1 protein-coding gene is annotated in these 264 nt (G+C 76.1%); it reads right to left on the bottom strand.

The features are described from left to right. Positions 1 to 264: multinuclear nonheme iron-dependent oxidase (locus ACSNOD_RS31945; RefSeq protein ID WP_436770542.1), on the bottom strand; the 264-nt coding region annotated here is incomplete at both ends.

Below are 264 nucleotides of genomic sequence, written 5' to 3'. Positions count from 1 at the left end.
CAGACCCGTACACGCCGTGCCTCCCTCGCCGTCGAGACCACCGTGCCGATCGCCGCGAGCTCCCCGGCCAGCTCCGCCGCCGCGGGGAAGTCGTCGTCCCGCTCCAGCAGCACGCCCGGCGGGTCCACGCGGGCGCACAGCTCGCCCAGCACGTCGAGCACCGCGGGCGGAACGGGGTGCGCGTGGCTGTCGTGCCAGACGCCGTCCCGCTCGACCCCGCCCGCCACATGGACGTACGCGATCGCCTCCAGCGGCAGCTCGTCC

Source organism: Streptomyces sp. URMC 123, assembly GCF_051386515.1.
GTDB lineage: Bacteria > Actinomycetota > Actinomycetes > Streptomycetales > Streptomycetaceae > Streptomyces.
Note: the sequence above shows the minus strand (reverse complement) of the source record. Positions and strands in the feature narration are given on the sequence as shown.